Origin of the sequence: Streptococcus mitis (genome assembly GCF_047464945.1) — a bacterium.
GTDB classification, from domain to species: domain Bacteria; phylum Bacillota; class Bacilli; order Lactobacillales; family Streptococcaceae; genus Streptococcus; species Streptococcus mitis_EA.
In genome coordinates this window covers 74,648-100,232 of record NZ_JASHAX010000006.1, presented here as the reverse complement: position 1 = coordinate 100,232, position 25,585 = coordinate 74,648, and the positions used below count along the sequence as shown (strand labels likewise).

Genomic DNA, 25,585 nt, shown 5'->3' with positions numbered 1-25,585 from the left:
AGGCACGCCGCCAGCGTTCGTCCTGAGCCAGGATCAAACTCTCATTAAAAGTTTGAGTTCTCACTCATTTCTGTCACTGACAGATTTATTGTTTTTTCATTGTTCAGTACTACAACCTTAGTTGTAGCGCCCTGCACATTGGTTCGTCTTGTTCAGTTTTCAAAGGTCTTTGTCACTCGCTTCTCTCAAGCGACAACTATATTAGTATATCACAGTCGCTTTCGCTTGTCAACACTTTTTTGAAACTTTTTTAAAACTTTTTTCATCAAGTGTTTCAACTGCAACATACCATAGTCCGTACGGGATTCGAACCCGTGTTACCGCCGTGAAAAGGCGGTGTCTTAACCCCTTGACCAACGGACCAGAGTTGGTGTTTTCAACTCTTACTATTATACCGACTTTTTATTTTTTGTCAACACCTTTTTTAAACTTTTTTTATTAATTTTACAACAGCTTCAGTTCGAGCTGTATGTGGGAACATATCGACCGACTGGATATAATGAAGATCATAGACTTCTACTAAGCGTACCAAATCACGAGCCAAGGTCGAAACATTACAAGAAATATAAACCATTTTTTCTGGCACATAAGTAAGAATAGTATCTAATAACTTATCATCCAGACCTGTACGTGGTGGGTCCACAATCAGAGCATCTGCTCGGTAGCCTTCCTTGTACCAACGAGGAATAATCTCTTCTGCCGTTCCAGCTTCATAATGAGTATTGTCAAATCCCATTCTTTTCGCATTTCGCTTGGCATCTTCAATAGCTTCTGGGATAATATCCATTCCTCTAAGTGTCTTTACTTTCTTTGCAAAGGCAAATCCAATCGTACCAACTCCACAATAAGCATCAATCAAATGATCTTCTTTAGTAATATCCAAGGCTTTTACCGCTTCGCTATAGAGAACTTCTGTCTGTTCTGGATTTAATTGATAGAAAGCGCGAGGGGATAGTGAAAATTCATAATCGAGAACACCTTCTTGAATACTCTCTTCTCCCCAGATAATCTCTGTCTTTTCACCATAAATCTCACTGGTTTTAGCTGTATTTGTATTCACAGCTACTGTCACAACTTCTGGGAAATCTTTAACTAAGTCTTTTACTAGTTGAGTTAAATTAAGCTGACGATTTGTAACAATAATAATCTGAACCTGTCCAGTCTTTCTTGCTCGTCGAACCATTATAGTTCTAACACCTAGAATTTTTCTCTCATCTGTGATTGGAATTTGGTGAAAAGTAAGTAATTCCGCCAGACGATTAGCAATCACTTGGGTTTCCCTATCTTGTACCAGGCAGTCTTTCAACTCTACTAAATAGTGAGAATTTTGTGCATATAAGCCCGCCTTGACCTGATTCTTAAATTTTCGAGTCTGAAATTGTAACTTAGCACGGTAGTACTTTGGTTCCTGCATACCAATCGTCGGGCGGATTTCATAAATTTCATATCCTGCAGGGGCAAATTTTTTCAGCGCTTGATGAAGCAAGTCCGTCTTGAACTCTAGTTGTTTATCATAATGCAGGTGCATGATTTGGCAGCCTCCGCACTCATTGTAAATAGTACATGCTGGCACAACTCGAAATTTAGACTTCTTGTTGACCTTCAGTAATTTTGCCTCAACAAAGTTACGTTTAATAGAAGTAATCTGACAATAGATATCTTCACCTTTGAGAGCACCAGGCACAAAGACTAATGTTTTTTGGTAAAAGCCAATTCCTTCACCATTAATTCCCATGCGCTTGATTTTTAATGGTATTTTTTGTTTCACTTTCAGATTCATACCCCTATCTTATCACATTTTGAGTTATAATAGAACTATGAAAATCACAAAACTTGAAAAGAAAAAAAGACTCTATCTGATGGAGCTTGATAATGGCGACAAATACTACATTACTGAAGATACTATTGTTCGTTTTATGTTATCAAGAGATAAGGTGATAATCGAAGAAGAATTGAAAGAGATTCAGGGCTTTGCTCAATTTTCTTATGGTAAGAATCTTGCCCTCTACCACCTATCCTTTAAAGCGCGCACTGAAAAAGAAGTCAGAGAATATCTAAAAAAATACGATATTAATAAAAACATCGTTTCTCAAGTCATTGCTAATCTTAAAGAAGATAATTGGATTAATGATAGCCAGTACGCTTATGCTATTATCAATGCCAATCAACTTTCGGGAGACAAGGGACCTTATGTACTGAGTCAGAAACTAGCACAAAAAGGAATTTCAAAATCTACTATAGAAGAGAACTTGAAAGAATTTGATTTTTCTGAAGTTACTCAACGTGTAGCCAATAAACTATTGAAAAAATATGAGGGAAAACTTCCAGCTCGTGCCTTGCAGGATAAGATTATACAAAATCTGACCAACAAGGGGTTTTCCTATTCTGATGCTAAAAGTGCCTTTGACCAGTTGGATAGTCAAGTTGGCCAAGAAACGACTCAGGAACTCATCTTCAAGGAACTTGATAAGCAATATGCCAAGTATGCCCGAAAATATGAAGGATACGAACTTAAACAGCGTTTAACCCAAGTTTTAGCACGAAAGGGCTACGATTTTTCGGATATAGCAAGCGCTCTCAGAGAATATCTTTAATATTTTCATGTAAAATTCACAGATTTTAGGCAATTTTATGGTACAATAGTAAACGATAAACTTATAAATTGTAGAAAGTTGGTTAGTTATGAAACTTCCAAAAGAAGGCGACTTTATTACAATTCAAAGTTATAAGCATGATGGGAGTCTCCACCGAACTTGGCGGGACACCATGGTACTAAAAACAACAGAAAACGCCATTATTGGTGTCAACGATCATACACTTGTTACCGAAAGTGATGGTCGTCGTTGGGTCACTCGAGAACCGGCTATTGTTTACTTTCACAAGAAATATTGGTTTAATATCATTGCCATGATTCGTGATAATGGAATTTCCTATTATTGCAATATGGCTAGCCCCTACTATCTGGATGAAGAAGCACTGAAGTATATTGATTACGATTTGGATGTTAAAATTTTTACAGATGGAGAAAAACGTCTCTTGGACGTTGAGGAGTATGAGCGTCACAAACGCAAAATGAATTATTCTGATGACTTGGACTATATTTTAAAAGAACATGTCAAAATTCTTGTTGATTGGATTAACAATGGACGTGGTCCTTTCTCAGAAGCCTATGTAAACATTTGGTACAAGCGCTATGTAGAACTAAAGAATCGGTAAAGTTGTCAAACTAGGGTGAAAGCCCTGGTTTTTTTATTTGAAAAACCCAGTTTTTCAGCTGGGTTGGTCTCTATATATCTAATTTTGTAACTGTAAATTTGATGTGGGAATAGTCTTTTTCAACATCCTTATCCAGCAAGAAAGCTGTGGCATCCTTCTTAACTTGAACCAGATCAATATTCTGGGCTTGAGCTGCATAGACGCATCCACAATAACATTGACGATAGATATCATACTCTTCACACATCTCTACTGAACGTTTGTAGCCTTGATTTTTCTTGAAATCACTTGGAAGATAGTGGGTTGTATAAATTTTTTGCACATCGATTCCGATGCTATTGATGGTTTGAGAATTCTTATGAGGACTGATGGTCAAGGCTGAGCCAAAGTAGTCAAATCCTAAGTCCATAGCCACTTGCGCTGTCTTATCCAGTCGGTAGTCAAAGCAAACCTTACAACGGTCGCCACCTTCTGGCTCCTCCTCTAGTCCCCTAACTAGTTTTCGGTATTCATTTGGTTCGTAGGGAGCTTCTAGGTACTGAACCGTATTTCCTGTCCGCTCATTAAAATCACTGACAAATTTCTTGGTGACATAGGCCCGCTTATGGTATTCTGCCTTGGGATGGATATTAGAATTGGCAAAATAGATGGTCACATCTGCATACTTGGTCAAATATTCTAGTGTATAGGTACTGCAAGGGGCACAGCAAACATGCATGAGAATGGTTGGCCGTTGCTCATTTTTCTCCCATACTTGTACCATCTTCTGCATGACACGGTCATAATTAATCTTCTGATTGGGGTTCATCTTGCTCAGAATTTCTTCTACATCGATCATGTTCTTCTCCTTTTTCTAGTCTTATTTTATCATATAAGTTAGGAGAGCTCAAATCTATTTAAAAGTGAATAGCATAAAAAGAGGGATAGACATTCCCTCCTTTTGTGTTTTTTAATAAGTTGTTTTCTATAGAAAGCTTACATCATGCCGCCCATCATGCTTGGATCCATTGCTGGAGCTGGGGCCACTGGTTCTGGTTTATTGGCTACGACTGCTTCTGTTGTCAAAATCAAACTAGCTACAGATGCTGCATTTTGAAGGGCTGAACGGCTAACTTTAACTGGATCAATAATCCCTTGATCAATCATGTTAACCCACTCGCCAGTTGCTGCGTTGAAGCCTGTACCAAGCTCAGCATTTTTCAAACGATCGATAACGATAGAGCCTTCAAATCCTGCATTGTGGGCGATTTGACGAACAGGTTCTTCCAAAGCACGGAGAACAATATTGCGGCCTGTTGCTTCGTCTCCTGTTAATTCCAAATCAGCCACGGCTGAAATGACATTGACAAGAGCTGTTCCACCACCTGCAACGATACCTTCTTCAACAGCTGCACGAGTAGCGTTGAGAGCATCTTCAATGCGGAGTTTCATTTCTTTCAACTCAGTTTCAGTTGCAGCTCCGACATTAATAACCGCTACACCACCTGATAATTTGGCCAAGCGTTCTTGTAATTTTTCACGGTCAAACTCAGAAGTTGTGGTTTCGATTTGAGACTTGATAACCGCAACACGGTGAGAAATGGCTTCAGGATTTCCAGCACCTTCTACGATAACAGTGCTATCTTTGTCCACAGTTACTCTCGTTGCTTGACCAAGAGCTTCAATTGTCGCATCTTTCAATTCAAGACCAAGGTCTTCTGTGATAACTGTTCCGCCTGTCAAGATGGCAATGTCTTCAAGCATGGCTTTGCGCCGGTCACCAAAACCAGGTGCCTTAACGGCTACTACGTTAAAGGTTCCACGAATCTTGTTCAATACAAGGGTTGGAAGAGCCTCGCCATCTACATCATCCGCAATAATCAAGAGTGGACGATTGCTTTGGAGAATACTTTCTAGGAGTGGCAAGATTTCTTGGATATTTGAAATCTTCTTATCAGTAATCAAAATGTATGGATTTTCAAGATCAGCCACCATTTTTTCGCTATCTGTCACCATGTACTGTGAAAGGTAACCACGGTCAAACTGCATTCCTTCTACGACTTCAAGCTCTGTTTCCATGCCACGTGACTCTTCAATGGTGATGACTCCGTCTTTACCAACTTTTTCCATGGCTTCAGAAATGTATTCACCGACTTTTTCAGAACGAGAAGATACGGCAGCAACCTGAGCGATAGCTTCTTTATTGGCAACAGGGATGGCGTTGTTTTTCAAGGCTTCAACTGCTGCAGCAACTGCTGTTTCAATCCCACGACGAATGCCGATTGGATTGGCACCTGCTGTGACGTTTTTGATTCCTTCACGGACGATTGCTTGGGTCAAGACTGTTGCAGTTGTAGTCCCATCACCTGCAATATCATTGGTTTTTGAAGCTACTTCTGATACCAATTTGGCACCCATATTTTCAAAATGGTCTTCCAACTCGATTTCTTTGGCAATAGTTACACCGTCATTGGTGATGAGTGGTGAACCGAATGATTTTTCAAGAACAACATTGCGGCCTTTTGGTCCCAAGGTTACTTTAACAGTATCTGCAAGGATATCGACACCACGAACCATAGCTGAACGGGCATCTGATGAAAATTTAATTTCTTTTGACATACTTACTTTCTCCTTCTATTCTTCAATGATAGCCAAAATGTTAGCTTCGCCTACGATGATGTACTTTTCATCGCCATCTTTGACATCAAGACCTGCGTGAGCTTCAACCAAGACACGGTCTCCAGCTTTAACACTTGGAGCAACTAAGTCACCGTTCAAGGTACGAACACCTTGTCCAGTAGCCACAACTTGAGCTGTTTTGGTTTTTTCTTGGGCTGAACCTGCGAGGACAAAACCTCCAACAGTTTGTTCTTTTTCTTCGATTTTTAAGACCACACGGTCCCCTAATGGTTTCAACATCTGATTTCCTCCATAATGAGATAGATAGTATTAGCACTCTTTATATCTGAGTGCTAAATCATAGTTCTATTGTATCACTTGGTCAGAAATAGTCAAGGAAAAAGTCTGACTTTCTCAAGATAAAAAGCCTGAGACCAACTCAGACTTTTCAATGTTTAAAACGGCAATTCCTCCTCTTCCAAAACCAAATCCGCCAAATCTTGGCCTGCATTATTTTCACGCATGGCACGTTGGGCACGACTTTCCAGAAGTTGGAATCCTGTCACAAGTACTTCGGTCACATAATTCATTTGACCATTTTTCTCAAAACGACGGGTACGTAATTCTCCATCCACTGAAATGAGACTACCTTTAGTTGCGTAGCTAGCCAAGCTTTCTGCTAGTCTGCCCCAAAGGACCATATTGACAAAATCAGCTTCGCGTTCACCGTTTTGGTCTTTGTAACGACGATTTACAGCGATAGTTGCTCGCGCTACTGACTTGTCATTGTTGGTTTTATGCAATTCTGGTGTAGACGTTAAACGTCCAATCATGATAACTTTATTATACATATTTTTTCCTCCTACTTATCTATTCGTAGGAAATCAAAAAAAGTTACAGAAATTTGTAACTTTTCGAGAAAATTTTTTACTTTTTATGAACCATAAATCCTGTCGCCTGTTGATTGGCCATAATGGTCATATCTGTAATCTGCACACGACGAGGTTGACTGGTCACATAGACTACTGTGTCTGCAACATCCTGAGCTTGCAAGGCCTCAATTCCCTGATAAACCGTCGCAGCCCGCTCTTTGTCACCATGAAAACGTACCGTTGAAAAATCTGTTTCGACAATTCCAGGCTGAATGGTTGTAACCTTGATATCCGTTGCGATGGTATCAATTCGCAGTCCATCCGAAAAGGTCTTAACCGCTGCCTTGGTAGCTGAATAAACAGCAGCACCCGCATAGGCGTAGATTCCTGCGGTTGACCCCATGTTGATGATATGTCCTTGATTGGCTTTTACCATTGCTGGCAAGAAAGAGCGAGTGACTGCCATCAAACCTTTGACATTGGTATCCAGCATGGTCAACATATCCAGCTCTTCATAGTCTTGATAGGGAGCCAAGCCAAGAGCCAGTCCGGCGTTATTAACCAAAATGTCAATCTTCCCTATCGTTTCTAGAATATCAGAGCAGACAGTCTTTACCATGGTCATATCCGTGACATCTAGCGGAAAAGTCCAAACTGTTTGATTTGGAAAGACTTCTGCAAACTCCGACTTAAGAGCTTCTAGTCTATCTGTCCGTCGTCCAGTTAGAACGACATTCTCACCCTGCTCCAAATAAGCACGCGCAATTGCTTCACCAATACCTGATGTCGCTCCTGTAATCACAACATTTTTTGCCATCTTATTTCCTTCTAGCTGGTCTATCAGATACTAACAACTTCTTAGGCAGTCCAGTGCTTAGCTGGATCAAATGGAGTCCCGACAACTTGGTCTTCTGATAATTCAATAATACCACGTTTTTGCGGAGCATTTGGCAAATGCAATTCACGAGGGCTACACATCATGCCAAAACTCTTTTCGCCACGAAGCTCACCTGGGAAAATAAGATTGCCTTTGGGCATCATAGCTCCTGGAAGAGCTACAATGGTTTTCAATCCCACACGCGCATTAGGTGCTCCGGCAACGATTTGCACTGTCTTGTCACTTGCGACTGCAACTTGGCAGATGTTGAGGTGGTCACTATCAGGATGGGCTACCATCTCGACAATTTCACCAACAACAAACTTAGGTTCCTTGTCATTAACAATTTCCTCTGCAAAACCTTCCGTTTGTAATTCTTGGTTCAAACGAGTTACTTGTTCATCTGATAAAAAGACTTGACCGCGCTCTGCAATTTCAAAGAAACTTGAAACTTCAAAAATATTCCACGCCACTGTTTCCCCATTACCTTTGAGGAAAACACGAGCTACCTTGCCTTTGCGTTCTACATCCAGTTTGGCATCTCCACTGTTTTTCACGATGACCATAAGGACATCACCGACATGTTCTTTGTTATATGTAAAAATCATTGTTTCTATTTTCTCCTATTTCAGTCCTGCTAAAAAGTCATTAATTTGTTGCTTGCTTTTACGGTCGCGATTAACAAAACGGCCGATTTCCTTGTCCTTTTCTAGAACAACAAGGCTAGGGATTCCGTATACATCCCAGAGTTTAGCCAAATCCATATACTGGTCTCTATCCACTCGAATAAAGGTAAACTCTGGATTGGTCTCCTCAATTTCTGGTAAGGCAGGATAGATATAACGACAATCGCCACACCAGTCTGCTACAAAAAGAAAGACCTTCTTGCCATCTTTTTCTACTAAAGATGCTAATTCTTCTAAACTTGCTGGTTGTATCATAAGACTTCCTCCTCATAGACTAGGTCTTCATTTTCATAGACAAAGGTATAATGACGGCCATCCTCAAAAATGACGCCACCAACCAAGCTCTCTAGACTGCTTTCATAGACTTGAACATAGAGGGTCGCAATTTCCCCCATGTCTGAAAAATGGTCTCGCACAATCGCTGTCAACTCTTCCTGAGTCTTCATGAGCTTACGGCCATCTGCAACTTTTTTCGTAGCAAGGGCAAGGCTCCCAATACCAAGCAGAGCCAGACCTGCCATCCACATTTTTTTAGCTTTCATACCATTCATTTTAACACAAAAAAGGCTTTAGGACAAATGAGGAAGCAGCAGAAAAGCAAGTAAAAAGCCTCTTCCTTTAAGGAAAAGGACTTCTTATACTCAATGAAAATCAAAGAGCAAACTAGGAAGCTATCCGCAGGTTGCTCAAAGCACTGCTTTGAGGTTGTAGATAGAACTGACGAAGTCAGCTCAAAACAGCGTTTTGAGGTTGTGGATGAAGCTGACGTGGTTTGAAGAGATTTTCGAAGAGTATTATTCTTATTGCCAGGCGCCTGAGTTACCAACGTAGTAACCATCAGGGGTGTAGGTATTGCGAAGCATCTTACCTGATGAAGCTAGAGAATACCACTTGCCATTATCTTTGACCCAATCATTCGCTAGCATGGCACCAGAAGAACTTACATAATACCAGTCTCCCTTGTCATAAACCCAAGTGCTTGCTTTCATGGCTCCTGAAGTTGATAAATAGTACCACTTGCCTTGGTCGTAAAGCCAGTCACTCGCAATCATAGCTCCTGATGATTTAAAGGCATACCAGTTGCCACCTTGATAGAGCCAAGTTTGATTGAACATGACTCCTTTATCATTCATAAAGTACCAAGTTCCCTTGGCTTTAACCCAAGCATTCTGTACTAATTGACCTTGTTTTTGATAGTACCAGTTTTGGTTTGATTTTAGCCAGCTTTCGGCTTTTACAATCGGATAAAGTTCTTTGAAAGATCCTCCATCATCATATTTACGACTGATAGTTTTTAGTTTTTCAAGTTTCAACTCGCCATTGTCATAGTCTGTCCAAGCAAAAACTTTTTGACCATTGACAGTCTCTGGTAAAGTAGCAGTGTAAGTCTTGGTTTGATAATCCCATTTAGCATCGAGGTAGGTGTATTGATTATTTGATTCTTTAATATGGTAGTAGCCTCTCTTTCCACTATCATTATGAATATCATCCACAACTTTCGTTGACCAGGTCTTTACTTCGTTTCCGCTCTTAGCCTCGACCTTGATATCTCCTCTATAGCCATATGGAACATAGAAATTCAGATAACGTCCCTCTACACCCATCATAGACTTGTCCTTTTCTTGACCTAGGAAATTGACAGTTTGATCTTGACCATTGAGACTAACTGTCCACTCGATTTTCTCTGTTTTTGGCAAATCCAAGACTTTAATATCCACTTCATGGCCATTATTAAATCGAAGAATCTTGCCATCTTGATACTGTACTCCACACTTAACAACCCATTCTTCTTTAAGCTCAAATGCCTGCCCTGAATGAGGTGAAACAAGCAAAGCTAGGCCTGCTAAAGCTAAACTAAATAGGGTGATTTTTTTCATTGTAGATCCTCCTTAGGATTTTTTATGTTAATTATATCACTATGTTTTTATTTTGCAAATCTTATCCTAAATATGCAAGCAAAAAACCTCTGAGATTCTTCTCAAAGGTTCTGATTTTGCTAATTACTGTTCTCAACTGCTGCAGTGACAAAGGCAGTGTAGAGTTCTTCTGGGCGGTTTGGACGACTTGACAGTTCAGGGTGATACTGACAAGCTACAAAGAATTTATTTTCAGGGATTTCCACAATTTCGACCAAACGATTGTCTGGAGAAACACCTGAGAAGACAAAGCCTGCTGCCTCAAACTGCTCACGGAAGGCATTGTTAAACTCATAACGGTGACGGTGACGGCGTTGCACCACTTCTTGATTGTGATAAGCAGCTGCTGCCTTAGAGCCACGTTTCAACTTAGACGGGTAAAGTCCCAAGCGAAGGGTTCCCCCCATATCCTCAACATCAATCTGATCACGCATGATATCAATGATAGGGTATTTTGTTTCTGGTGCAAGCTCTGCAGAATTGGCACCTTCAAGCCCCAAAACGTGACGAGCAAACTCGATACAAGTCAACTGCATTCCCAAGCAGACACCCAACATTGGAACATCCTTTTCACGCGCATAGCGGATAGCTTGTATTTTCCCTTCAGTACCACGTTGGCCAAAACCACCTGGTACGATGATTCCGTCTGCATCAGACAAGAGTTCCGCCACATTCTCTGCTGTCACATCATTGGCATTGACCCAATTGATTTTCACTTCTGCGTCGTTGGCATAACCAGAGTGTTTCAAGGCTTCAACCACAGAGATGTAGGCATCTTGCAACTCAACATACTTACCAACAAGGGAAATCTTAACTTGTTTCTTAAGGTTCATGACCTTGTCCACCATAGCTGACCATTCTGTCATATCCGCTACTGGTGCGTCTAATTTCAAATGGTCACAGACAATCTGGTCCATGCCTTGCGCCTGCAAGTTCAGTGGAATTTGGTAAAGGTGTTCAACATCCAACGATTCGATAACGGCTTCTGGTGCCACATCACAGAACTGGGCCAGTTTGTTTTTAATTCCTTGACCAGCTGGCTCTTCTGTACGAATAACCAACATATTTGGCTGAATTCCCAATCCACGCAATTCTTTTACAGAGTGTTGAGTTGGTTTGGTCTTCATTTCACCAGCTGCCTTGAGGTATGGAAGCAGGGTTGTATGGATGTACATAACATTATCCGCACCCACATCTGCCTTCATCTGACGAAGGGCCTCTAAGAATGGTAAGGACTCGATATCTCCTACTGTTCCACCTACCTCTGTGATAATAACATCAGAGTCTGTCGTTACAGCGGCACGCTTGATTTTTTCTTTCAAAGCATCTGTGATATGAGGAATAACCTGAACAGTTGCCCCAAGGTATTCTCCACGGCGTTCCTTACGCAGAACTTCACTGTAGATTTTACCAGTTGTCACGTTGGAATATTTGTTGAGATTGATATCGATGAAGCGTTCATAGTGACCCAAGTCCAAATCAGTCTCAGCTCCGTCATCTGTCACAAAAACTTCCCCGTGCTGGTAAGGACTCATAGTTCCCGGATCGATATTGATATAAGGGTCAAACTTTTGAATGGTTACCTTGAGACCACGATTTTTCAAGAGACGGCCTAGACTTGCTGCCACAATCCCTTTCCCAATAGACGATACCACACCACCAGTTACAAAAATATATTTCGTAGACATAGATTCCTCTTTCTAAAATGCTCAAGGTCTTGCTGACTACGAGGGGACATAGAAAACAAGACCACTAATAAGAATAATCTGGGACTACTGCACCAGATTCACAACCAAAAGACAAGAAGATAGCTTCTTGAAAAAACAAAAATAGCTCCCTAAGAACTAGGGAGCCCGACCTCTAAAAGAGGTGCCCGAACAATATGATACCTAAAAAAAGGATAATTGTCAATAGCTAACTTTTATTCCTCGATGTTTTCAGAATCATCATCTGAAAACTCGTCGTCTTCTTCGTTGAGATCCACGTCCTCACCCAAGTCATCAGGGGCAATCTCGTTGATTTCTGCATCATAAGCTTCCACTTCATTTTTCTCATCATCTGGATTTTCATCATCGTATGAAAGAGCTGGATCTGCTTCGTATGCATCTTCATCTTCTGGATCATCTGTATTGTAGTCAATAGCATCTGAATCACCATCCATGAAGGCATTGACGCGTTTTTTCTTAGCTTTTGGTGCTACTTCATCGTCATCATTTTCTTCAAGAGCGATGATTTCTTCGTCGATTTCGTCTACACCATACCATGAACGAAGACCCCATTTGTTGTCTCCAAGTGAGATGAAGCTACCGTCAAAGTTCAACTCTGTGTAGAACAAAGGCAAGGCTTCACGGATATCGCTGTTTGATGTTCCAAGGTAGTTTTGAATTTCGTTTACAAGATCGCTAAAATGCATCTCATGATCGCGACCACGAAGTTCCAAGATAGCACGCGCTACCTCAATCATAGATAGTTCACTTTTTTCTTGCCCAGCAAATACTTCTAATTCCAAAGCGTTTCTCCTCATTTATACTACTATCGCCAGAGTAAACAGACTCTGACCTCATTTTATCATTTACTCTTTATTTTACGATAATTTTGCGGAATAGTCAAAGGTTAAGGGGGAGAACTAATACAAATCTTCTAAGCTTCTATATTCTATGACTTCATTTTTTATGATGCTCTTTTGGAATTCAAAATGATTCAAAGAATTATCAATTAACACTAGCTTGGGAATATCATATAGGTTAGTAACTAGAGATAAAATAAAATCTGATTGAAACTCTTTGGCTTTTTCATATTCTCTGGCAGTCAATCGAATGCGACCCTTAGATTTTCGAATTCCTTTAACTTCGGCAAGATAAGAATGTTCTTGAACATCTACTTGGAAATCATATCCATCACCATAAAGACGGGCATCGGTCAATAGTCCACCTTGAAATTTTTCTTCTTTATCAAAGTTGAGTATAAAATAATTTTCTGCTTCCATTCCAGTTTCTTGTAGACGTTTGAATTTAGTTCGAATAATTGGTTTTTCAATGGTAGTAATGCCTGTTCGCTTTCCTTCACTAGCAAGTAACATTTTAACGATTTCAGCATAACTATGAACATCTTCATTTCCAAACATCATATCAATTAAATCTTTACGAAAACGGTAAACTTCAGCTTTCTGCCACCAACCTTTTCGATTATTGTCAAAATAAGGATCAAATAAATCCATTCTATTTTTTATAACTCCAGTTGTTTCAGCAATTTCCAGAGAAACCACATAGCGATAAAACTCCGACTTGCTAGAACATTGAAATTCTTTTATAAAAAGCTTGTCAAACTTGGCAAGACCGTAGCCAATTAAATTTAACAATTCATAATGCGGGTGCTTAGACATCACTTTCTCCATCAATAGATATTGATTTCATTATACCAAAAAACACGGCTCATCACCGTGTTTCTGTGTTTATTTCACGAGTTTCTTCATCTCATCAATACGTGCTACGGTCGCATCATATTTCGCTTGGTAGTCGGCTTGTTTGTCGCGTTCTTTTTGGACGACTTCTGGTTTGGCATTGGCTACAAAGCGTTCGTTAGAGAGCTTCTTGCCTACCATGTCCAGTTCTTTTTGCCATTTAGCTAGTTCCTTGTCGAGACGAGCCAGTTCTTCTTCGACATTGAGGAGGTCTGCCAGTGGCAAGTAGATTTCTGCTCCTGTGATGACGCTTGACATAGCGAGTTCAGGTGCAGGGATGGTTGATGCGATTTCCAAGTGTTCTGGATTTGTGAAGCGTTTGATGTAGTTAACATTGCTGTTAAAGAAGGCTTCCAAGTCACTATCGCTAGTCTTAACAAGGATGGTGATAGGCTTACTTGGTGCTACGTTTACTTCCGCACGCGCATTACGAACAGCACGGATCAAGTCTTTGAGGCTTTCGACACCTGTGTGGGCCGCAAGGTCTTCAAAGTCTGGATTAACAGTTGGGTATGCAGCTGTAACGATAGAGCCTTCTGAGATTTGTCCAAAGATTTCCTCTGTCACGAATGGCATGATTGGGTGGAGGAGACGAAGGATCTTGTCCAAAGTGTAAAGGAGAACAGAACGTGTGATAACTTTCTCTTCTTCATTGTCGCTATAAAGGACTTCCTTGGTCAATTCAACGTACCAGTCCGCAAACTCGTCCCAGATGAAGTTGTAAAGGATATGTCCAGCGACACCAAACTCAAACTTGTCAAAGTTGGCAGTAGCTTTGCCGATGGTTTCATTGAGGTTGTGAAGAATCCAGCGGTCTGTGACATTCCCAGCTTCCTTGTTAACAACTTTTTCCACATTGGCAGTTGCTTGCTCAAGGGTCAAGCCTTCATTATTCATGAGGATGTAGCGAGAGATGTTCCAGATCTTGTTAATGAAGTTCCATGAAGCATCCATTTTCTCGTAAGAGAAACGCACGTCTTGACCTGGTGCAGAACCGTTTGAAAGGAACCAACGAAGGGCATCGGCACCGTATTTTTCGATGACATCCATCGGGTCAATCCCGTTACCGAGAGATTTGGACATCTTGCGTCCTTGCTCGTCACGGATGAGACCGTGGATAAGCACGTTTTGGAATGGCTGACGACCAGTGAATTCCAAGGATTGGAAGATCATACGAGATACCCAAAAGAAGATAATGTCGTAACCTGTTACCAAGGTTGAAGTTGGGAAGTAACGTTTGAAATCTTCTGAGTCGACATCAGGCCAGCCCATGGTTGAGAATGGCCAAAGGGCAGAACTAAACCAAGTATCCAAGACGTCTTCATCTTGTGTCCATCCGTCACCTTCTGGAGCTTCTTCACCGACGTACATTTCACCCTCAGCATTGTACCAAGCAGGGATTTGGTGACCCCACCAGAGCTGACGAGAGATTACCCAGTCATGGACATTTTCCATCCATTGGAGGAAGGTATCGTTGAAACGAGGTGGGTAGAATTCAACTTTGTCCTCTGTGTCTTGGTTGGCAATAGCATTTTTCGCCAATTGGTTCATCTTGACAAACCATTGAGTAGACAAGCGTGGCTCAACCACAACACCTGTACGCTCTGAGTGGCCAACACTGTGGACACGTTTTTCGATTTTAACAAGGGCACCGATTTCTTCCAGTTTAGCAACGACTGCCTTACGAGCTTCAAAACGGTCCATGCCTGCAAATTCGAAGGCAAGCTCGTTCATAGTTCCGTCGTCGTTCATGACGTTGACTTGTGGCAAGTTGTGGCGTTGACCAACCAAGAAGTCGTTTGGATCGTGGGCAGGCGTGATTTTCACGACACCAGTACCAAATTCAGGATCTGCGTGCTCGTCTCCAACGATCGGGATAGGTTTATTAGCGATTGGCAGAATAACGTTTTGACCGATCAAATCCTTGTAGCGTGGGTCTTCTGGGTTGACCGCAACGGCAACGTCCCCAAACATGGTCTCAGGACGAGTTGTTGCCACTTCAAGGGCGCGTGAACCATCTTCCAGCATGTAGTTCATGTGGTAGAAGGCACCTTCGACATCCTTGTGGATAACTTCAATATCAGAAAGGGCTGTGCGTGCAGCTGGGTCCCAGTTGATGATGAATTCACCACGATAGATCCAACCTTTCTTGTAAAGGTCCACAAAGACCTTGCGAACAGCTTTTGACAAGCCTTCATCAAGAGTGAAACGCTCGCGAGAGTAGTCGACAGAGAGCCCCATCTTGCCCCATTGTTCTTTGATGGTAGTGGCATACTCGTCTTTCCATTCCCAAACTTTGTCAAGGAATTTTTCACGACCCAGGTCGTAACGAGTAATACCCTCACCACGCAAGCGCTCCTCAACCTTAGCTTGAGTTGCAATCCCCGCGTGGTCCATACCTGGAAGCCAAAGGGTATCAAAACCTTGCATGCGTTTTTGACGGATGATGATATCCTGCAAAGTCGTATCCCAAGCGTGACCAAGGTGGAGTTTACCAGTTACGTTTGGTGGTGGAATCACGATTGAATAAGGCTTTGCCTTTTGATCTCCTGAAGGTTTGAAAACATCAGCGTCAAGCCATTTTTGGTAACGACCAGCCTCAACCTCGGCTGGATTGTATTTAGGTGAAAGTTCTTTAGACATGTGTTTGTCCTTTCTAGTTAATATCTTTAAATAAAATTAGTATGTAGGAGATAGACTTTGATTCAACTCATTATGTTTCTCTCGTTATCTTCATAATATGTTTATCAAAGTCTGATATAATTTTTTGAGTTCGGTTAAATTTTTCATACTCCTGAATGGCTTTTGAGTCTGCTTGTTTCTTGGAAATACTTCCTTTTCCTTCTAAAATTTCGTACTCATTAAAAGATAGAAAACGATCAATACTATCTGCCAATCCTTGCATTGTAAAAGTATTACGGCGCTCAACCAAACCCTCAATATAATCAAAATAGGCTGTAACAGTTCTCTCTAGTTGTCGAATTTCTTTTTCTTGCAAATAATTTTTGGCTACCGTTACATCTGATTTGAGCACTCGTCCATCAGGTGCATTCTTCCAAGAAGTTAATCCCATTTTTTCTTTACTAGCATCGGCTTGCTGATAGATAATTTCTGCAGCAGTATTTCCAGTAATTGCATAATGAAATTTATTTTGCACCATAGCATAGAAGTTTTTAGTAATATCTGAGTTTCGATCATAATCTATAGCACATTCGGCAAAGATATCCGTAATTTGTTGATAGATTCGGCGCTCGCTAGAACGAATAGAGCGAATTCGTTCTAAAAGTTCACGGAAATAATCTTGTCCGAAAACTGTCTGTCCTTGTTTCAAGCGTTCATCATTCAAAACAAAACCTTTGATGATAAATTCTTTCAAGGTCTTGGTTGCCCAAATTCTAAATTGAGTAGCCTTACTGGAATTTACACGATAGCCTACTGAAATGATAGCATCCAGATTGTAATATTCAAGTTCACGCCTGACAGTTCTATTTCCCTCTTGTTGAACCTGTGCAAATTTTGCACAAGTTAACACCTTATCCAACTCACCACTATCATAAATGTTTTTCAAGTGCTTTGTAATGACACTTCGTTCAACTCCAAAGAGCTCTGCAAGACCTTTTTGAGTCAACCAAAGATTTTCATCTTGTAAAAGGATATCTAGCTGAACGTCGCCATTTGGTGTAGTATACAGGATGAAATTAGAAATTTCATTCAAGACAAATTCACCTCCTCCCTTCCATAAACAATTACTTCTCTTTCTTAAACTTTATGCCGTTTTCTTTCAGTTTTTGAACGGTTACGGGACCAATTCCCTTCAAAGCGAGAACTTCTTTTTCAGTCCATTTTTTGAAATCTGAAGACCTACGAATCCCATTTTCAACAAATATGTGAACAAGATCCATCCGAATTCCCTTCATTTCTTCCTCGTTCATAAAGGAATGCCAGTCAGTGACCTCGGATAAATTTCTTATCATACTAGAATGATTCGAAAATACTGGTTTACGGCGGAACTTTTTGGCTTCGTTTGTTAAAAATTTCGTTAAAATAATATTTTCTAGTAAATAATCAAACAGAGGATACAAACTAGCTTGTAGCGATTCAACTGAATTTGGACAATAGCATTCTTGGTCTTCGATATCTATAACTTTGAATTGCCAATCTTCCTCTATAAAGAATTCAACAGCTTCATCATTGATCTCCACTAATTTTGCAAATAGCTGACTGGCTTCCTCAATTTTTCCTTGAGAAAAAGCAGAGATGATGGCATGAATAAGAATGGTATCATCCCGTTTCCCTGTATTTAATTCTTCACGATAGAAACGTTCAACCTTTAGTTCCTGACCAGTAATATGATACAAGGAAAGCATACAGAAGACAAAATTAGGAGGAAACCGTTCTGGTCGCTTACTTAAGTATAAGTTAACCAATTCCAAAGCCTTAAAATAAAATTTTTCTGCCATATAATATTCAATCAGAAACATCAGAGCAGACAGGATAGGGCGTGCTTCAAAATAATTCCAACTATTGTATCCATTCATTTTCCATTTTTCTAAAACTAGAATTTCAAAATCCAATACTTTTTTAAAAGTTGACAAATCAAAATCTTCAACTTCTGATAAGAATAAATGAAAATCAGCAGCAAAATAATCTGGATTGATTTTTAAAACTTGTTTTAACAGTTTATTTCGCTTCTGTGTATTTGGAGTATGCATAGCTTCTCTAAATAAAGCGTGGTCCTGACTCCAATCAAAAGTCCTATTTTTCAGTTGGTAATTGATTAGCTGAACATCTGGATACTCTCCGTGTTCATCAGCATATTGCATCACTGCTGTATGCAGTTCATCGAAATTTTGAATAGTCCGACGTTCTACAAAAGTTGGATTTTTGGCCATGATTTCTGTCCAAGCAGCCTCTTCTTCAGAAATAACTTTGATATCCAACTTTTGCTGGCGTTTTAATTCTTTTTTTCTATTTTTCTTTTTAGCCATCTATTTTCTCCTCTAACTCATTCTTCAATAGATTCGACTCAACTGCCTTAGATATCCTTCAGGACTCAGCTACAGGCTTGAACGGGAATCTAAGCTTCTTTGTGATTCGTTTGCTTTGAAGGTTGTACCCCAAGCGTGACCAAGGTGAAGTGTACCAGTAACATTTGGTGGTGGGAATCACTATTGAATAAGACTTAGCCTTTTGATCTCCTGAAGGCTTGAAAATATCTTCGTCAAGCTATTTTTGATAACGACCAGCCTAAACATAGGATGGAATGTGTTTAGGTTAAAGTTGATTAGACATTATTTTTTCTCCTTTTATGAATATTTCTTTTATATCTACGATTTATTAATACACTGTGCATGTTATCACGATACACGTAATATCCATTATGGGTGTTTAAATAGAAATACTGTAATAACCAAATTATAGCCTTCCCAATAACCAATGATAATATGAAACAAACGAAAATAATTATAGTTGAGGCAAATAATTCAGACATCCAATCAGCTACGGGAGTTATAAATTCGACCAATTTCATCTTAATCTTTAAACCCCAAATAATTTCGGTTAACTTTGGAATAATACTCAACATTAATAGAGTAAGAAAACTATATAGTTGAGTTCGATAGAGGTGTCTATCCATTTTCTCAGTTCTTATTGGTTTTTTCTTATATTTTTTTGTATCAAATTGAGAATTTATTTCTCCAATTAGACTAGGAATTAATATTGGCAAAAACCAGGTTAAAGCATTTATTAATTCATTTTCAACTTGATTAAATATTGCTAACAACAATATACAGATTGTTCCAGTTAGCCATGATGCTATTACTTCTTTAGTATCTTTTGCACCATGTCTAATTAGATTATGAATTATCCACCAGAATATTAAATAAAGCGCAATAAATGAATTAAATATAAAAATGTCAGTTATTAAATCGGAATGAAAATCAATAGCTTTAGAAATAAAGTAATAAATATAGATATAATACCATAAAAACGAATTAATAAGCATCGTGGCATATACATTCCATAGTGTCTTTCCCTTGGAGATATCTATTTTATTAACTTTTTTAAATATCTTGATTGATATTATAGTTTTTATAACAGATAATACAAATGGTAATATTAAAAGTATTACAATGATAATCCAGTTATTTATGTGATTTTTACTTATGCCATAATTAGTAGAAAAATATTGAGATAAGTTGATTAAAGTTGATTCAACTAGATTTAGGTTATAAAGAATGTAAGTCAAGATTCCGCAAAATATTCCATCCCATGCGTTCATAAAAGCTAAAGATTTAGTACTTTTAGTAAGAAAAACTCTAAACTTATTAAATCGATTTTTATAGTTAAACACATATATTAGTATCAAGGCAAATTGTAAAATTATAACTAATTTAAAATCGGTAAGACAGAATATAATTAGAGATATTATTGGAAAATACGTTAGCGCATACATAAGTATTTTCCAAGTTTGAGCAAAAAGATTCCTCAATCTATTGTCAGTATTAAAATAATACATTAATTTCAATCTTTGCCTCCTAAATCTAATCTAAAGGTTGGTAAATCAAAATCTTCAACCTCTGATAAGAATGGGTGAAAAGTAGCAGCAAAATAATCTGGATTGATCTTTAAAACTTGTTTTAACAGTTCATTTCGCTTCTGTGTATTTGGAGTATGCATAGCTTCTCTAAATAAAGCATAGTCCTGATTCTAATCAAAAATCCTATTTTTCAGTTGGTAATTGATTAGCTGAACATCTGGATACTCTCCATGTTCATCAGCATATTGCATCACTGTTGTATGTAGTTCATCGAAATTTTGAATGGTCCGACGTTCTACAAAAGTTGTTTTTTTAGCCAGTAGTTCTGTCCAGGCAACCTCTTCTTCAGAAACGACTTTGATATCCAACTTTTGCTGGCGGTTTAATTCTTTTTTCTATTTTTCTTTTTAGCCATCTATTTTCTCCTCTAACTCATTCTTCAATAAATCAAACTCTACCTCTGCTGTATTGGATATTCTTACGACCTCGGATACAGGCTTAAATGGGAAATCCCAGTTTCTTTGTGATTCGTTTACTTTGAAGGGTGTACTCCAAGCGCGATTAAGGTAGAGTTTTCCAGTTACATTTGGTGGTAGGAATCACGAACGAAAAAGATTGAGACTTTTGAACTTCTTGAGTCTTGAGAACGTCTTCATGAAGTTGTTTAGATATGTGTGTGTCCTTTCTCTATTTTGTTCATTTTATTTTGAATTTGCTTAGCAGCTTCTTCTGCAGACAAATTCGTATTATTTATTTTAAAGTAGTGGTGTAGCTCATTCGGTTGATGTTGGGAATTTAATTGAAGTGTTTCAGTGGTTTCTAAAATTTCTCTTTCAGATACCTCAATATGTCGTTTTAAGGGTTTGTGCTTTAATCGATTCTCCGTTCGATTTCGATGTAAGCGCTCCTCAAGACTTGTTTCCAACTCCACAAACAGAATCTCTTGATGATAGTCATTCAACAAATCCTGAATTTGCTTTAAATACATCAGCTGGTACTGATTTGAAAAATCAATTACGTCAGTTAAAATTACTGATCGCTGATTTCTTGCACTTGCTCCAAGGAAAGAAAAGGTGATTCCACGAACAAATTCCCACATTTCCTCTGTAAAGTCCTGATAGATTTCTAATGCAAAATCGATGGCTTGATGGTTATAAAAGAGGGTAGCATCTGTCAGTCGAGATAACTCTTGACCAATCGTCATTTTCCCAGAAGCAGGAGCCCCAATGATGAAAAGATGCATCAAATCACCTCCCACTCACTCTTCAGCAAACCATATATCAGACTGTCACAGCGGTTTCCTTGAACATCTTTACGGTCTCGGATACGAGCTTCGAGGGTAAATCCAAGTTTTTCTGCGACTCGTTGACTTTGGACATTGTTACCAAAGCAAGACAATTCTATTTTGTGAAGACCCAAATCTTTAAAGCCTAAGTCGATCAAGGCAAGCGCTGCTTCTGGCACATAACCGCGTCCCCAGTAGTCCGGGTGCAAGGTGTAGCCAATCTCCAGTACATCATCTTCGTGACGGTGATTGAAATCAACAGAACCAATGACTTTATCGGTTCCTTTGACGACAATCCCATAGCCAGCTGGGATATTTTCCTTTTGATTGCGTTCGGGAAGGATATGCTCTAGATAATAAATCTCATCTTCCAAGGTCTTGACGGGTAGAAAGCCTGCTGGGTAAGAGACTTCCGGACGACTAGCATAGTCAAAGATATCCTCAGCATCTGCCACTGTACGAACTCGTAGGACGAGTCGTTCTGTTTCCAAGCGTTCTGGCAGTTCAGTTCTTGCCATCCTTTTTCCTCGCTTTCTTAATGAAGCTCCCCTTCATATCTACACGCTTGTCCAGATAACGATAGACGCGCTGATATCCATCTCCCATGAAATAGGTTGGGGCAAACAGTTCATTTCTAAAATGTCCCTTTTCATCCAAAAGTTCTGGGTCAACAAGTCTCTCAATAATCTTAGCGAAAATATGACAAATTCCCTCTTCCTCAACAATCCTATCTACCTGACAATCCAAAACGACTGGACAATCCTCTAAAATCGGTGCCTGAGTTCGTTCAGAAATTTCATAATGCACTCCCAAACGTTCCAATTTCTCCTGATGACTGATAAAACCAGCCTGCTCCATCTCGAGCATGAGATTTTCATCAGGGATATTCACGGTGAACTGCTGATAATGCTTAATCTGCTCTGCGGCATTCTCTTTCGCAACGACTCCAATCACAATCCAATCTCCTAGACTATAAGAGGAACTACAGGTCGTGATGTTATAGCCAAAATTCTGATCTTGATATCCTAAAATAAAAACAGGAAAGCCATAGTATAGTTTATTAGTTTTAAAAGATTGCTTCATAACAACCTCCTTTGACTAAGACGCAAAAGAAAAGCCCTGCCATCTACATGACAGGGACGAATGTATTTATCCGCGGTACCACCCAATTTCGGGCAGTTGCCCGCAACTCTCGTCTTAAAAACAAAAAGACACTTTTATTTCAATTTTTCATCCATTAGCAACCAGTTTTGACACATTTGTGGACTTCTCAGCACCGCCACTTTCTGTAAAATGTGGGATTCAAAACACCTCTAACGGCTCTATTGTAGCAAGATTTTTTCGGAAATGCAAGGCACAAGAAAAATTACTTGAACTTGATGCCATTTTCTTTCAATTTCTTAATGGTAGCTGGGCCGATTCCTTTCAAGGCAAGGAGTTCTTTTTCAGTCCAGTTTTTGAAATCTGACGCAGACTTGATGCCTTCATCATAGAAAGTCTTAGCACGGTCAAGTGGAAGTCCACCCAAGTTTGCTGCAAAATCTTCTACAGAATTGGCTACTTTTTGAGCTTGCTCTTTGGTAGCTTCTACTGCTTGTTCAACTTTTTTAGAAACAGCCTTACCAGCTTGGCTTGCTGACTGCTCTGCACGTTTCACGACTTTTTTTGTCTCTTCTACAACCTTAGTCACAGTACTTGAAAAGGCACCTGAACGACGGAGGCTATTTCGTAATTGTTTTTTACGATTGAGTTTCTTTGACATGATAAAATCCTTTCAATAAAAAACCCCTGCTCTGACAAGGATTTAATATAAATATTCTATCAAGATTTTAGTAAAAAATCAAGAATCTATCTCATTTAATAATTTCGCTCACCAAACAAGCCTTCTGGCAAATCATGGAATCCCTTGCCTGCTTTGAAGTTTTCAAACTTAGCAAGTAAGAACTGATAAGCATCCAAACGACTTTCGTAGCGAATCATGGCATCTTTGGCACGCTCGTCTTGGTCTTCTTCGTAAACTTTTTGACTTTCCTTGTGCGCCATGTCGTTAATCATAATCTGGGTATTGACCCAAGCTTCAAATTCCTTCATAAATTCTTGTTCGTAACTCATTTTTTCTCCTTATTCTAGTCCACGGAAATAGTCCGTGTCAATCTCACGGTAAGGCTGGATATCCTGAACGTACTCCAACACACCTTGGAATTCTCCCTCTTCATCGTGCACTGCTGCGTAGGTGATGTGGACAAACTTACCTCGCGAATCAGACTTGAACCACATTTCATACTTGTCTTTGCTTCCCTCACGAAGCCCCTTCATAATGTTCTTGACCTTGTCCAAGTACTTAGGTGGATGACAAAGTTCAACATTACGCCCGACTTGGGACGGTGTCCGTTTGAAAATCATCTCATCAGCTGGCGTATTGTCATTGTAATACTGGAAAATATCGTCTTTATTGACAAAGGTAATCTCCATAGGGAGGTGATTGAGGATCAGATTGGCCTGCTCAACTGAAAGATAGCCATTCCCAAAAGCCTGTTGACTATGACGGTCCAGCACTGCTTCCTTTTCCTTAGGGGTAAAGGTAATGGTGAACTGCCCCTCTGGCGTATCGATAACTTGTTGAACTTGACCCTCTGCCGTATCTAGCTGTACAGGCTCCCCTGCACTCTTTTCCTCAATAAAACTCTGTCGTTCTGGCACCCATTTCTCAGACGGACGGATGATGGCATAGCCATAGGCGTCACTCTCCTCCGCAATCTGAAGCCAGTCATCTTGGGTGAAGGACTCAAGGAGAATCATGAGAAGGATGGACTCTTCCTTGAAAATCATACTTTCAAACTCTGTCGCAAAGGCTTCAAAAGTTTCCTTTACAGTGCTAATCGACACTTCTGGTAGTGACTTGGCTGTCGCTAAAGCTGTTTGAAAGAGTTCCCTAATCTGATCATCCACTCCCCACATAACTTTGGGAGGTGAATCGTGTCCATAGCGCTCCATGATAGGAAAGAAGAGTTCTTCTTTACGTTGGTAATGGATGTCAAATTGCCCCACAAGTCCCATCTGACGCACCAAGCCTTTACGCATCTCCGCAAGCATCTCTTCATCTTTCGTAGATTCGTAGGTATCTAGCAATCTCCGAATGCGAATCAAGGCCGCACGGAGAGCCAGATTTTCTTCTTTAAATACCCGAACTGGGTGACCTGGATGCTCGGTATCTGCAACTTCGACATCCTTAACAGCATTTTTAAAAAGATTGGCATGGACATCACAGAGTTCCATGACATCTTCAAAGGTGACACCTGAGTCCGAGTTCATCAGCTCGTGCTCCATAAGGGAAATCTCGATAGCTGAAACACCTGTAAAGGTCGCATCAAAACGCTCCTGAACCGACTCAGGAGAGGCGCCATTATGCAATTCTAACAAAATATCCCGTAGGACATGAATCCTTTCATCTGCCATTAGTCTAATCCAATCACTTCGTAGCCATTGGCTTCCAACGTGCGGACAATCTTATCCATAGGGGTTCCTTCAAGCTTAGAACCCTGTTTGAGCGATACTTTGCGACCAACAGTATTACGCATCAAGGGATTGGCAAGGGGTTTAAATCCAAGCTCAACTAAGATTTCCAAGACTTCTGGATGCTTGTCCACCACTTCTGCAACAGGAATTGACACATCGATGATATTGTCCATGACGACCTCCATTGTATGTTCTAAAATGATTTTACTACTTATATTATACCATATGGAGAGAGATTAAAAAACTAGCAGTGGAGTTCCTGCTAGTTCTCTGCGACTTGGATTACCATCTAGATAAGTTTAAAGAGCCAATCCAATAGCTTAAATAATATCTTGTAAAACAGCAATTGGATTACAAAATAGATGATCATCCACAGGAATTTCACAATTCCAATAATCGGTTTAATAAAAATAATGGCAAGAAGTCCCCAGAAAAATTTCATTTGTTATCCTCTGGCTTGATGAGCCACCGAGCCGTATCCATTAGCTTGTCTGCAATAAAAAGTTTTCCCAGACCGACAACAGCGTGGTCATCTTTCTTTATCGTTTTCATTACTTTTACACCTTGCATGGTTAAAAAGTAATTCCCGTAAGTTTTAGCTAGAATTTTTATGAGTCCCAT

Annotated in this window: 30 protein-coding genes, 1 tRNA gene and 1 pseudogene; 3 read left to right on the top strand and 29 right to left on the bottom strand. The window is 39.8% G+C overall.

Translation table 11 applies throughout. The annotated features are described in order from the left end of the window. Positions 1 to 291 precede the first annotated feature (291 nt). Both QM424_RS07845 and rlmD read right to left on the bottom strand, forming a co-directional pair. Positions 292 to 363 (bottom strand) — tRNA-Glu (locus tag QM424_RS07845). A 61-nt stretch (positions 364 to 424) separates the two neighbouring features. Next, positions 425 to 1,780 (bottom strand): 23S rRNA (uracil(1939)-C(5))-methyltransferase RlmD, encoded by a 1,356-nt coding sequence (rlmD, locus tag QM424_RS07840; protein WP_414394077.1) that lies wholly within the window; start codon positions 1,778 to 1,780, stop codon positions 425 to 427. 37 nt (positions 1,781 to 1,817) lie between these two features. On the opposite strand from rlmD, the gene recX reads away from it, so the two are divergent. Both recX and ntdP read left to right on the top strand, forming a co-directional pair. Beyond that, positions 1,818 to 2,594: a recombination regulator RecX gene (recX, locus tag QM424_RS07835; RefSeq protein ID WP_414394075.1), complete on the top strand. Its 777-nt coding sequence runs from the start codon at positions 1,818 to 1,820 to the stop codon at positions 2,592 to 2,594. A gap of 88 nt (positions 2,595 to 2,682) precedes the next feature. Further along, positions 2,683 to 3,216: a nucleoside tri-diphosphate phosphatase gene (ntdP, locus tag QM424_RS07830; RefSeq protein WP_000775316.1), complete on the top strand. Its 534-nt coding sequence runs from the start codon at positions 2,683 to 2,685 to the stop codon at positions 3,214 to 3,216. A 70-nt stretch (positions 3,217 to 3,286) separates the two neighbouring features. On the opposite strand, the gene QM424_RS07825 is transcribed toward ntdP, so the two are convergent. From QM424_RS07825 to QM424_RS07790, 8 genes are all read right to left on the bottom strand, one after another. Next, positions 3,287 to 4,054 (bottom strand): epoxyqueuosine reductase QueH, encoded by a 768-nt coding sequence (locus QM424_RS07825; RefSeq protein WP_000567567.1) that lies wholly within the window; start codon positions 4,052 to 4,054, stop codon positions 3,287 to 3,289. A gap of 137 nt (positions 4,055 to 4,191) precedes the next feature. Next, a complete protein-coding gene (groL, locus tag QM424_RS07820) occupies positions 4,192 to 5,814 on the bottom strand; it encodes a chaperonin GroEL (RefSeq protein WP_414394073.1) in 1,623 nt (540 codons plus the stop codon). A 15-nt stretch (positions 5,815 to 5,829) separates the two neighbouring features. Next, positions 5,830 to 6,114, bottom strand: a complete 285-nt coding sequence (gene groES, locus QM424_RS07815; RefSeq protein WP_000917323.1) for a co-chaperone GroES — start codon at positions 6,112 to 6,114, stop codon at positions 5,830 to 5,832. Positions 6,115 to 6,269: 155 nt separating this feature from the next. Next, positions 6,270 to 6,665, bottom strand: a complete 396-nt coding sequence (locus QM424_RS07810; RefSeq protein ID WP_000282465.1) for a single-stranded DNA-binding protein — start codon at positions 6,663 to 6,665, stop codon at positions 6,270 to 6,272. A 76-nt stretch (positions 6,666 to 6,741) separates the two neighbouring features. Further along, positions 6,742 to 7,503: an SDR family NAD(P)-dependent oxidoreductase gene (locus tag QM424_RS07805; RefSeq protein ID WP_077804732.1), complete on the bottom strand. Its 762-nt coding sequence runs from the start codon at positions 7,501 to 7,503 to the stop codon at positions 6,742 to 6,744. Positions 7,504 to 7,544: 41 nt separating this feature from the next. Beyond that, entirely contained in the window at positions 7,545 to 8,171 is a 627-nt protein-coding gene (gene ytpR, locus QM424_RS07800; protein ID WP_414394070.1) for a YtpR family tRNA-binding protein, read from the bottom strand. Positions 8,172 to 8,186: 15 nt separating this feature from the next. Further along, the gene (locus tag QM424_RS07795; RefSeq protein ID WP_000615777.1) at positions 8,187 to 8,504 is read right to left on the bottom strand and encodes a thioredoxin family protein; all 318 of its coding nucleotides are present in this window, start codon (positions 8,502 to 8,504) and stop codon (positions 8,187 to 8,189) included. Next, entirely contained in the window at positions 8,501 to 8,800 is a 300-nt protein-coding gene (locus tag QM424_RS07790) for a DUF4651 domain-containing protein (RefSeq protein WP_414394068.1), read from the bottom strand. Before QM424_RS07790 ends, QM424_RS07795 begins: the two co-directional genes overlap by 4 nt. Before the next feature lie 93 nt (positions 8,801 to 8,893). Between QM424_RS07790 and QM424_RS07785 the strand changes: the two genes are divergently transcribed. Further along, positions 8,894 to 9,025 carry a hypothetical protein gene (locus QM424_RS07785; RefSeq protein WP_261041575.1) on the top strand — a complete coding sequence of 44 codons (132 nt, stop codon included), beginning with the start codon at positions 8,894 to 8,896 and terminating at the stop codon, positions 9,023 to 9,025. Positions 9,026 to 9,049: 24 nt separating this feature from the next. Here the strand turns inward: QM424_RS07785 and QM424_RS07780 are convergent, their stop codons facing one another. The 19 genes and pseudogenes from QM424_RS07780 to QM424_RS07690 all read right to left on the bottom strand — a co-directional run bounded on the left by QM424_RS07780 (position 9,050) and on the right by QM424_RS07690 (position 25,585). Next, a complete protein-coding gene (locus QM424_RS07780) occupies positions 9,050 to 10,126 on the bottom strand; it encodes an N-acetylmuramoyl-L-alanine amidase family protein (RefSeq protein WP_414394066.1) in 1,077 nt (358 codons plus the stop codon). Positions 10,127 to 10,245: 119 nt separating this feature from the next. Beyond that, a complete protein-coding gene (locus QM424_RS07775; RefSeq protein WP_414394064.1) occupies positions 10,246 to 11,853 on the bottom strand; it encodes a CTP synthase in 1,608 nt (535 codons plus the stop codon). Between the two features lie 233 nt (positions 11,854 to 12,086). Continuing rightward, positions 12,087 to 12,674, bottom strand: a complete 588-nt coding sequence (gene rpoE, locus QM424_RS07770) for a DNA-directed RNA polymerase subunit delta (RefSeq protein WP_414394062.1) — start codon at positions 12,672 to 12,674, stop codon at positions 12,087 to 12,089. Positions 12,675 to 12,791: 117 nt separating this feature from the next. Next, positions 12,792 to 13,547, bottom strand: coding sequence for a protein NO VEIN domain-containing protein (locus tag QM424_RS07765; protein ID WP_414394060.1), 756 nt, complete (start codon positions 13,545 to 13,547; stop codon positions 12,792 to 12,794). Positions 13,548 to 13,616: 69 nt separating this feature from the next. Beyond that, the gene (locus QM424_RS07760; RefSeq protein WP_414394058.1) at positions 13,617 to 16,268 is read right to left on the bottom strand and encodes a valine--tRNA ligase; all 2,652 of its coding nucleotides are present in this window, start codon (positions 16,266 to 16,268) and stop codon (positions 13,617 to 13,619) included. A 70-nt stretch (positions 16,269 to 16,338) separates the two neighbouring features. Continuing rightward, positions 16,339 to 17,340 carry a virulence RhuM family protein gene (locus tag QM424_RS07755; protein ID WP_414394056.1) on the bottom strand — a complete coding sequence of 334 codons (1,002 nt, stop codon included), beginning with the start codon at positions 17,338 to 17,340 and terminating at the stop codon, positions 16,339 to 16,341. Positions 17,341 to 17,371: 31 nt separating this feature from the next. Continuing rightward, entirely contained in the window at positions 17,372 to 18,613 is a 1,242-nt protein-coding gene (locus QM424_RS07750) for a helix-hairpin-helix domain-containing protein (RefSeq protein ID WP_414394054.1), read from the bottom strand. A gap of 114 nt (positions 18,614 to 18,727) precedes the next feature. Next, a pseudogene (locus QM424_RS07745) lies at positions 18,728 to 18,839 on the bottom strand (class I tRNA ligase family protein); the annotation flags it as partial. Between the two features lie 70 nt (positions 18,840 to 18,909). After that, positions 18,910 to 20,142, bottom strand: coding sequence for a beta-carotene 15,15'-monooxygenase (locus QM424_RS07740; RefSeq protein ID WP_414394081.1), 1,233 nt, complete (start codon positions 20,140 to 20,142; stop codon positions 18,910 to 18,912). Positions 20,143 to 20,147: 5 nt separating this feature from the next. After that, entirely contained in the window at positions 20,148 to 20,303 is a 156-nt protein-coding gene (locus tag QM424_RS07735; protein WP_414394052.1) for a hypothetical protein, read from the bottom strand. Positions 20,304 to 20,333: 30 nt separating this feature from the next. Further along, entirely contained in the window at positions 20,334 to 20,531 is a 198-nt protein-coding gene (locus QM424_RS07730; RefSeq protein ID WP_414394050.1) for a hypothetical protein, read from the bottom strand. A 296-nt stretch (positions 20,532 to 20,827) separates the two neighbouring features. After that, a complete protein-coding gene (locus QM424_RS07725) occupies positions 20,828 to 21,406 on the bottom strand; it encodes an AAA family ATPase (protein WP_173219817.1) in 579 nt (192 codons plus the stop codon). Then, positions 21,406 to 21,966, bottom strand: coding sequence for a GNAT family N-acetyltransferase (locus QM424_RS07720; protein ID WP_414394047.1), 561 nt, complete (start codon positions 21,964 to 21,966; stop codon positions 21,406 to 21,408). The genes QM424_RS07725 and QM424_RS07720 overlap by 1 nt, the downstream gene beginning before the upstream one ends. Then, positions 21,953 to 22,531 (bottom strand): flavin reductase family protein, encoded by a 579-nt coding sequence (locus QM424_RS07715; RefSeq protein ID WP_414394045.1) that lies wholly within the window; start codon positions 22,529 to 22,531, stop codon positions 21,953 to 21,955. Before QM424_RS07715 ends, QM424_RS07720 begins: the two co-directional genes overlap by 14 nt. A gap of 283 nt (positions 22,532 to 22,814) precedes the next feature. Further along, complete coding sequence (locus QM424_RS07710; protein ID WP_024058068.1) at positions 22,815 to 23,210, bottom strand: helix-hairpin-helix domain-containing protein; 396 nt, start codon at positions 23,208 to 23,210, stop codon at positions 22,815 to 22,817. 95 nt (positions 23,211 to 23,305) lie between these two features. Continuing rightward, a complete protein-coding gene (locus tag QM424_RS07705) occupies positions 23,306 to 23,560 on the bottom strand; it encodes a DUF1912 family protein (RefSeq protein ID WP_000119704.1) in 255 nt (84 codons plus the stop codon). A 9-nt stretch (positions 23,561 to 23,569) separates the two neighbouring features. Beyond that, positions 23,570 to 24,904 (bottom strand): DUF438 domain-containing protein, encoded by a 1,335-nt coding sequence (locus QM424_RS07700; protein ID WP_414394043.1) that lies wholly within the window; start codon positions 24,902 to 24,904, stop codon positions 23,570 to 23,572. Next, positions 24,904 to 25,137 (bottom strand): DUF1858 domain-containing protein, encoded by a 234-nt coding sequence (locus QM424_RS07695; RefSeq protein ID WP_000368739.1) that lies wholly within the window; start codon positions 25,135 to 25,137, stop codon positions 24,904 to 24,906. The genes QM424_RS07700 and QM424_RS07695 overlap by 1 nt, the downstream gene beginning before the upstream one ends. Positions 25,138 to 25,402: 265 nt before the next feature. After that, entirely contained in the window at positions 25,403 to 25,585 is a 183-nt protein-coding gene (locus QM424_RS07690) for a hypothetical protein (RefSeq protein WP_414394041.1), read from the bottom strand.